8 protein-coding genes are annotated in these 8,513 nt (G+C 55.4%); 2 read left to right on the forward strand and 6 right to left on the reverse strand.

Annotated features, from left to right (window positions below):
- Positions 1–512: 512 nt before the first annotated feature.
- The 4 genes from NQU42_RS07690 to thiC form a co-directional block, all read right to left on the reverse strand.
- Entirely contained in the window at positions 513–962 is a 450-nt protein-coding gene (locus tag NQU42_RS07690; protein ID WP_296610398.1) for a HEAT repeat domain-containing protein, read from the reverse strand.
- Between the two features lie 14 nt (positions 963–976).
- A complete protein-coding gene (gene iorB / locus NQU42_RS07695; protein WP_296610400.1) occupies positions 977–1,564 on the reverse strand; it encodes an indolepyruvate ferredoxin oxidoreductase subunit beta in 588 nt (195 codons plus the stop codon).
- Positions 1,561–3,345 (reverse strand): indolepyruvate ferredoxin oxidoreductase subunit alpha, encoded by a 1,785-nt coding sequence (gene iorA, locus NQU42_RS07700; RefSeq protein WP_296610401.1) that lies wholly within the window; start codon positions 3,343–3,345, stop codon positions 1,561–1,563. The genes iorB and iorA overlap by 4 nt, the downstream gene beginning before the upstream one ends.
- A gap of 221 nt (positions 3,346–3,566) precedes the next feature.
- A complete protein-coding gene (thiC, locus tag NQU42_RS07705; RefSeq protein WP_296610403.1) occupies positions 3,567–4,850 on the reverse strand; it encodes a phosphomethylpyrimidine synthase ThiC in 1,284 nt (427 codons plus the stop codon).
- Positions 4,851–5,203: 353 nt separating this feature from the next.
- Here thiC and NQU42_RS07710 point away from each other — a divergent pair, with 353 nt between their 5' ends.
- Positions 5,204–5,521 (forward strand): MarR family transcriptional regulator, encoded by a 318-nt coding sequence (locus NQU42_RS07710; protein ID WP_296610405.1) that lies wholly within the window; start codon positions 5,204–5,206, stop codon positions 5,519–5,521.
- Complete coding sequence (locus NQU42_RS07715; protein ID WP_296610406.1) at positions 5,518–6,321, forward strand: geranylgeranylglycerol-phosphate geranylgeranyltransferase; 804 nt, start codon at positions 5,518–5,520, stop codon at positions 6,319–6,321. Before NQU42_RS07710 ends, NQU42_RS07715 begins: the two co-directional genes overlap by 4 nt.
- Before the next feature lie 87 nt (positions 6,322–6,408).
- On the opposite strand, the gene NQU42_RS07720 is transcribed toward NQU42_RS07715, so the two are convergent.
- Positions 6,409–7,176, reverse strand: coding sequence for a 23S rRNA (uridine(2552)-2'-O)-methyltransferase (locus NQU42_RS07720; RefSeq protein WP_296610408.1), 768 nt, complete (start codon positions 7,174–7,176; stop codon positions 6,409–6,411).
- Positions 7,177–7,180: 4 nt separating this feature from the next.
- Entirely contained in the window at positions 7,181–8,281 is a 1,101-nt protein-coding gene (locus NQU42_RS07725; RefSeq protein WP_296610410.1) for a DUF763 domain-containing protein, read from the reverse strand.
- Positions 8,282–8,513 lie beyond the last annotated feature (232 nt).

Genomic DNA, 8,513 nt, shown 5'->3' on the forward strand with positions numbered 1-8,513 from the left:
GACATCTAATAAAGAAACTAAGTGATCCCACAAACTTTATTTGAAATTTAGTCGAAAAAAAAGAAACAAAATCCAAAGATAGCTGGAATTTATGTCTTTTAAAAAGTGCTATGTTGGAGAGGGGTATATCTTAAAGTCATGTCGATACATGCTGGCATTTATGGAGATGTGCACGCTCTGAAGCGCTACCGGTTAACGCTAGATGGTGAATCGATATGGGAGACTACTCTATAACGAAAAGAGATACGAAAAGAGATGAGCAAGAGGTGAACGCTCCCCGCCCTGAAGGGCGGGGTCTTCTCGCTTCGCCCGCTCCACTACCAAAGATAAAATCTTGAAAATCACACTCCAAAGAAACAGCGAGCCGATTCGAGAGAGGCATCTCCTGACGCATAAAAAAGACAGCATGGGCCAGGCGGCGAATGCACGCACATCACATGCTTATGATTAGACGCATGCAGCTGGCATCTAAGATATTATGGCGGAAACGCCAATCCTCTGCACATCATCGCTTACTTCTTCTGGCCGATGACTCCCATCGCCATCAGCGATGCCTTTGCCTGGATCCTCACGATAATATTCTCATCGTTCATCGCGTTCTGAAGCGGCTCTATCGACCTGGGATCCTTCAGCTCCCCGAGCACCCATGCAGCCCCAGCCCGTATGTTCTCATCCGGGTCGTCCAGGGCCTGAAGAATTCTGTCGAGGATCGCAGTGCCCCTCTCAGAGAGCTTGACCATTGCGTTGCTTCTCACAACATAGTCCTCATCTCTCATCGCCTGTATGAGGGCCTCGACGACCTCCGGTCCGTCTCTCGTGCCGAGAATGCTCACAGCATTCGACCTGACGAGCATGTTCTTGTCACTGAGTGCCTCTATGAGACGATCTGTTGGCCAAGATTCGTCAGGCAGGACCTCGGGGATCTCAGGCTCATCGCTCTGATCTTTTGGGTTCATTTCCATGCCCAAATACGCAGCTATCCAGATACTTCAGCCTTTCCCAGCTCAAACGCCTTCATGTTGACATCGATGTACTTCCGCGGAACAGAGTCCCTCAGCGCATCCAGGATCAGAGCCTCATCGACAGGCATGAATCTGGACATGGCTCCCAGCATAACGATGTTTGCTGTCTGCGGATTTCCAGCCCTCTCTGCTATCTCTGTTGCATTCATGGCTATCACCCTTGCGAAGCCTCTCAGAGGAGCGAGTATCTCCTCAATATCCGGGTACCTGAACTGGCCTGTTGTGACCGTGGTGGGAAGCACGGGCGTTGTGTTAACCAGAGCGACGCCGCCTGTGGACAGGTACCTGCCGTACCTGAGGGCTTCAGCCGGCTCCAGAGCCAGGAGAATATCAGCGCCTCCCTCGGGAACCATCGGGCCGTAGACGCACCCGAGACGCGTGTGGTTTATGACGCTCCCGCCGCGCTGTGCCATTCCGTGGGTCTCCGCGGCCCTCACAGGAATGCCCGCCTTGAGCGCTGCCCTGCCTATGATCTCCGAGATGAGTATCACGCCCTGTCCACCAACACCAACTATCACCATATCGCAATTCGATGTCCTCATTTCACCACCTCTATCGCGCCCTTCGGGCAGATCTGCGCACAGACGCCGCATCCGGTGCAGAGCTGGTTGATGAACGCTCTCTCGTCGAACTCTATAGCCGGGCAGCTGAACTCGACACACTGCCTGCATCCAACACACTCATCGGTGACCCTGTAACGTCTGAACCTCTCACCCTTTCTTCTGAGCAGTATCCTGCATGGTGCCTTTGATATGACCACAGAGAGGCCCGGAAAATCCCTTGCACGCGTGAAGGCGTCGATGCTCTCCTCAAGATTGTAAGGATCGACGCATTCGACATGGCCGGCGCCGAGAGCTCTCGCGATCTCCTCGAGGGAGATGCGCACGGTCTCCTCTCCCGTCGCAGTTACCCCTGTGCCGGGATGTGGCTGGTGGCCGGTCATCGCGGTCGTCGAGTTGTCGAGTATCGCCACAGTCATCCTGGATTTGTTGTAGGCCGCGTTCAGCAGTCCCGTCATTCCCGCATGCAGAAACGTCGAGTCGCCTATGCAGCAGCATATCGGGCGCTCGTCTCCGCCGAACCTGATGCCTGAGCCGATTGTGATGCTGGCGCCCATGCACAGGCATGTGTCCACAGTGCCCATTGAGATCCCGATGGTGTAGCAGCCGATATCGTTGGTGTATATCGCGTCCTTTCCGAACGCCTTTCGCATGGCATAATACGCAGCTCTGTGCCCGCATCCGGGGCAGAGCGATGGCGGCCTCGGCGGGACGATCTCAGTGCCGGGGAGCTCCCTCGGCGCGGTAACGCTCATGCCGAGCATCCTGGCGATCGCGTTTCTCACTGTGAGTGGATCCAGCTCGCCGGCTCTCGGGATATCACCGCTCCTCTTCCCCAGGATCTCCAGCTCCGGATTGCAGCGCCTCGCCACGATCTCGACCGTCTCCTCAACTACAGGCTCCAGCTCCTCGACCACCATGACCTTGGATGTGTGCTTCACGAACTCCTCGATCTTTCGCGAGGGGGCTGGATATGTGCCGATCCGGAGGAGGGAAATGTCCGCCTCGAGGTTTGCCAGCGCCTCCTCTGCGTAGAGACCTGCTATGCCTGAGGCTATCACACCCACATCTCCTTTCAGTAAAAGCCTGTTCCAGGGCGCCGATTCAAGCGCCCTCTCTATGTCCTTCTGCTTATCGATCAGCGCCCTGTGGAGCGGCCTCGCATTTACAGGCAGGGAGACGCGCCTCGCAGGATCCTTTATGAATCCACGGCCCCTTCTCCGCCCCTCAGGTATCCTGCCTGTCTCAACATCAGATCTCGCGTGCGAGACACGTGTCGTGGGGCGGAGCAGCACTGGCACGCTGAAACGCTCTGATAGGTCGAAGGCATAGATCGTCATATCCAGCGCTTCCTGCGGATCCGCGGGATCGAGACATGGAACAGATGCGAACTGCGCATAACGCCTTGTGTCCTGCTCGTTCTGAGACGAGTGGCAGTAAGGATCGTCAGCAGAGACTATGACAAGACCTGCATCGACCCCGAGATACGCCAGAGTCATGAAGGGGTCGGCTGCGACGTTCAGGCCGACGTGCTTCATCGTAGCGACGGATCTCGTTCCGGCCCAGGACCCGCCTATTGCGACCTCAAGAGCAGCCTTCTCATTGACGGACCACTCGATGTGAATGTCATACCCGGATGCGATACCTGAAAGGGTATCTATGATCTCAGACGAGGGTGTTCCGGGATAGCCGGCTGCAAGGCCAGCGCCGGCCTCCAGGACCCCTCTTGCGATTGCCACGTTGCCCAGAAGATATTCTCGCATGGAAAGACCTTCCTGGTGGTAGCATGTGCTTATGATTTATAGATCCAGTGGCTGGATCGGGAGATCTGCGGATCTTCCCGATCGTTTCTGGAGTAAGCACTTTGCATGCACCAGGAACACATTCATTCAGGGTAAATCCAGGGTGTGATCATCGAAGATCCATAAGCTGTCGGGATCCTGCAGCAGAGCCCCTCTCACAGCAAGTACAAAACGACTGGCAGCTATCTGCTCAGGTTGATGCTGCTCTTTATTATTTTCAGAGCGCAGTAATCGCCGCACATCGTGCAGACCCTGCTATCGGCAGGCTCTCTCTCAGCCCGGATCTCTCTGGCTCTCTGGGGATCTAAAGCCAGCTCGAACTGCCTCTCCCAGAGCATATCTCTTCTTGCCCTGCTCATATCCAGATCCTGGTCCCGCATGCCGAGTTTGATCATGTCACCGATATGAACAGCGATCCTCGCTGCGATGACACCCTCCCTCACATCATCAGGAGTGGGAAGCGCAAGGTGCTCCGCAGGTGTGACATAGCAGATGAAGTCTGCACCGTATGCGCTGGATAGACTCGCCCCGACAGCAGCCACTATATGGTCGTAACCAGGAGCTATATCGGTCACCAGAGGCCCCAGCATGTAGAATGGTCGCTCATTGGTCATGCGCTTCATAACCTTGACGTTCGCCTCTATCTCATCAACAGGTATGTGCCCTGGCCCCTCGACGATCGTCTGGACACCCGCAGCCTGAGCTCTGTCCGCGAGCTCTGCATTGATCACAAGCTCCTGTATCTGAGCTCTGTCTGTCGAGTCGTGGATCGCGCCCGCACGCATGCCGTTCCCGAGGCTCAGGGTCACCTCATGCTCCTTGAGTATCTCAAGAAGGTAATCGAATTCGCTGTACAGAGGGTTCTCCTTGTCGTTATGTAGCATCCAAGCTATCATGAACGCGCCGCCGCGGCTGCAGAGCCCTCCAAACCTGCCACCCTGTGCCTTCAGGCGCTCCAGGCAGATCCTGTTTATTCCCGTGTGTATCGCCATGAAGTTCGTGCCCATCCTCGCCTGCTCATTCACAGCCCGGAACAGGTCATCCTCGCTCATGTCAACCCCGGCGCCGTACTTCCTTATCGCCTCGATGAAGGCCTGGTAGAGCGGAACGCTGCCGACACTGAGGCTCGTCGCCTCTATCACTCTCCGTCGGATCTCGCGCAGGTCGCCGCCCGTTGAGAGCTCCATCAGCGTGTCAGCTCCTGCGCTCTCTGCAGCACGCGCCTTCTCGACCTCCATATCCACATCCACGATATCAGAGCTTGTGCCTATGGATGCGTTCACCTTGGTGCGCAGCCCCTTTCCTATACCAACTGGCTTGGTCTCTCTGTAAGGGGAAACGGGTATCACTATTTTGCCGGTTGCGATGCCTCTGCATATGAATTCAGGGGTCTTTCCCTCGGCCTGAGCCACATATTTCATCTCGTCATTCAGCCTTCCAGCTGCTGCATCCTCGAGCATGCCCATACGATCACCGATATCCAGGAGAGTAAATTTTTATTTAAAGGTTTTTAATCAAAAAAGTTTACTTCTGAGCAATTAATCCTGTCTTATGCAGACTACGGGGCAATATCTCCTCTCATTGAGATCGAGTGCATTCGACATTTGGGATTCACAAGCTTTCTGCCACTGGACATTCCTGAAAGGCAAGTCGTTGCGAGCCGCGACTGGTTGGTGTGGGTTTGTATAAATAGGTTGTTTTAATATTGGTGAGATAGTTCAATAGTACATCCTGTTTTTCCCGGACAAGCCAATTGGCTGCTAAGTAAAAAATATATATCCAGAAAATCTGCTAGATGCTCCAGATCGGAGGGTATTGATTGAGTGGTGCAGGGTTGAGGCACTGCAGCCATCTCGAGGAGGGAGTCCTTGCCCTGATCGGCAGCGATGGGATCGTGCAGTCTGAGCTCGCGAGGCTTCTTGGCATAAGCAGCAGCAGGTGCTCGCGTATCGTGTGCGGCCTGGAGAGGAAGGGGCTTGTGAAGAGGAGCAGGACCACCTTCAGGGGGAGAAGGACGTACCTGATACGGATAAATTCCCCACAGAGGAGACCAATCGACAGCTACTTAGCGGAGCTGTATGTCTTTTTCCTTGTGAGCTCTTCTCGCGAGACCAGAGATCGGGGGCGCTATGCTTGATACTTCTGGAGATCATGCGTCCCGCGAACTGCGTGATGGCAGGAGTTGCGGCCCTCATAGGCATGATGGCATCAGGCGCACTCTTGCACTCGCTGTCTGTGGCGGTTATGGTCTTCTTCGCGGTGTTTCTCATTACCGGCGGAGGCAATGCGATAAACGACTATTTCGACAGGGAGATCGATGCGGTAAACCGGCCCGATCGGCCGATACCGAGCGGCAGGATCTCCCCGCGTGCTGCTCTGATGTGGTCGGTGACGCTCTTCGTTGCGGGATGCGTGATCTCGGGGCTGATAAATCAGAGCTGCCTGGCGCTCGCGGTGTTGAACTCGTTTGTGCTCATAGTCTATGCTGCGAGGCTCAAGGGGATGCCTGCAGCTGGCAACATCGCGGTCTCGTATCTCACAGGCTCGACCTTCCTATTTGGCGGGCTTGCCGCGATGCCCTCGAGCATAACAGCCTTTCTCTCCGTCCTCTCAGCCCTCGCAACACTGAGCAGGGAGATCGTCAAGGATATAGAGGATCTACCGGGAGATCTTGCGCATGGCGCGAAAACGCTTCCCGCGTTCATCGGGGAGAGAATGTCATTCCTCACGGCATCTCTGGCCCTGATAATGGCAATAATGCTGAGCTATCTCGTGCCGCTGGGGATTGAGTACATGGTGGCTGTCAGCACAGCCAATATTGCGTTTCTGGCATCCATAAACAGGATGCTCCGTGGCGATGCCTCCAGATCTCAGAGGTGGATAAAGATCGGCATGGCTCTGGCGCTGGTGGCGTTCTTGCTGGGGTCTCTTCTGTAGCATCAGAGCCACATAAGCGCCGCAGTAGGATGCCCCAAGCGATCTCCTCTCAGTCTGAAGGAGGAATTTTGCGCATGTCGTTCTTTATCAAATCCTCTCCACTATCGATGCGAAGGCGAACCTCTGCTTCACAGCTCCGATTTTTATTTTGAGCCTCTCTCCCGGGGATGCGTTCTTCACGATCACAGCAAAGCCCCTGATCATCGCTATCCCGTCGCCTGTACGTCCTGTGGATTCTATCGTGACTTCGTAGACCTCTCCGGGTCTCACAGGCGCGCTGAGCAGCTTCTTCCCGATGACGTAGATCTCAGCGCTCTCCTTTCTGGATGCAGGTGGTGTGTAGAAGTGCACTGAGGTGAACTCGCGCTTTACCTCCTCGATGTAGTCGTCGAACATATCCCCCTGGAAGACCTTCACCAGAAAGCTGCCGCCAGGCCGCAGAAGACGCTTCGCTATCCGGAGTGCTGCCCTGGAGAGATCTATCGATCTGGCGTGATCCACGTCCCATATCCCTGTGAGGTTCGGGGCAGCATCTGATATCACAACGTCCGCCTGCCCTCCGAGAGCTGCTGCGATCTGCTCCAGGGTCTCGTCCTTCGTGATGTCCCCCTGTATCGTGACGGCCCCCTCAACCGGCTCGATCCTCTCCAAGTCCACGCCCACAACGATGCCGCCGGAGAGCTCCCTTGCCACCTGCAGCCAGCCGCCGGGCGCTGCCCCCAGGTCGACAACTTTTGAGCCCTTCCGGATGATATGAAACTTGGCGTTTATCTGCTTCAGCTTGTACGCTGACCTCGCCCGGTAGCCCTCCTCCTTTGCCTTCCTGTAGTAGTAATCCCTCTGATCTCTGGCCATACATTCACCCTGGACGCGATCTGCTGACAAATCCTGACAGCCGCTTCATGGCCTCGTATTTCTCCTTATCGCCCAGCTTCGCCTCCTGAAGCGCCTCTCGGAGATGTTCTATGCTGCGATCGTAGTTCTCCCTGTCCACAGGATACGGATATCCGTCCTTCCCGCCGTGGGCGAAGCTGTACTTCGCAGGGTCCCTCCAGCTCGGCTGTGCCCCGAAGATCAGCTCTGATATCAGGGAGAGGGCGCGAATCCTCTTCGGGCCCATCCCCCTGAGCATTATCAGCTCTTCATAACTTTCTGGCTGCAGCTCATAGGCGGCCTGCAGGATCTTGAGGCCGTCTCTGCCTATATCCACAGGAAGAATCTCGTGCCTCGCAGGCATCCTCAACATCTGCGGAAAATCCTCCAGGCTCCGCTGTGCTGTGTACCTCCTTATGTGAGCGGGGCCATCCCTGACTAGATCGAGCGTGGCCTGCCTGTTCTCCATGCTCTCCCTCGATGTGAGATCCAGAACCCTGGATTCGAGGCTCTCTGCGCATATGGCTGTGTGCGGCTCCTCGATCATGCTGTGTAAACAATCTGAAAGCCAGTGATACCTGCGCGCATATCTCTCGTTCATACCCTGCTGGACCACAGCCCAGTCGCCCTTCGATGTCAGTATGAATGCATGGTGGTAAAGCCGGTAACCGTCCTGCACGAGGGCGTTGTCAACCTTCGCAGAGAGCCTGCTCGCCCTTATGAGCTCCTCGATCTTTCTCTCCGGCAGCGAGAAGATCTCCCCGTATCTCAGGATCTCATCAGGGGTGTTCAGAGATGTTGCACCCTTTCCTCCAGCAACCACCACCCCATCCTCCGGCCGGAGAGAGGCCTTGAGTGCCCCGGTGGTCGTTGTCGTCGTGCCCGATGAGTGCCAGTCAAAACCGAGGACGCAGGAGAACGCCTGGAACCAGAATGGATCCGAGATCCTGCGGAGGAGCTCACTCTCATCGTATTCATATATGATAGCCCTGGCTATCTCGCCGGCGAGAAGCCGCATCCTCCTGAAGAGCCACGGTGGCGCTCTGCCATCATGGAGCGGGAGATCTGCGGTTCCTGTTCGGTTCATATCCTTCACAGTATTTTCCGTCCATGTTCATAATCTCTCCGAGGGGGCTGTCCTGTGGGTAGCATCAAGGGGATTCCCATGCATATCAATATCGGATTGCTCCAGGGACCTGTCCGAATAAGATAAAAGCCAGAGCTGAGTATAATGTTACTTCAATGAAATTTAAAGAGGTGATGCCGGATGACATCCGTATCTTTGATTTCTGTGTTATCCAGCATACCCCTATTCAGCA

Source organism: Methanothrix sp., from assembly GCF_024518575.1.
Classification (GTDB): domain Archaea; phylum Halobacteriota; class Methanosarcinia; order Methanotrichales; family Methanotrichaceae; genus Methanothrix_B.

Excerpts from the sequence above, each read along its gene's own strand:
- NQU42_RS07690 (WP_296610398.1), bottom strand. The coding sequence starts at position 962 with ATGGAAATGAACCCAAAAGATCAGAGCGATGAGCCTGAGATCCCCGAG.
- iorB (WP_296610400.1), bottom strand. The coding sequence starts at position 1,564 with ATGAGGACATCGAATTGCGATATGGTGATAGTTGGTGTTGGTGGACAG.
- iorA (WP_296610401.1), bottom strand. The coding sequence starts at position 3,345 with ATGCGAGAATATCTTCTGGGCAACGTGGCAATCGCAAGAGGGGTCCTG.
- thiC (WP_296610403.1), bottom strand. The coding sequence starts at position 4,850 with ATGGGCATGCTCGAGGATGCAGCAGCTGGAAGGCTGAATGACGAGATG.
- NQU42_RS07720 (WP_296610408.1), bottom strand. The coding sequence starts at position 7,176 with ATGGCCAGAGATCAGAGGGATTACTACTACAGGAAGGCAAAGGAGGAG.
- NQU42_RS07725 (WP_296610410.1), bottom strand. The coding sequence starts at position 8,281 with ATGAACCGAACAGGAACCGCAGATCTCCCGCTCCATGATGGCAGAGCG.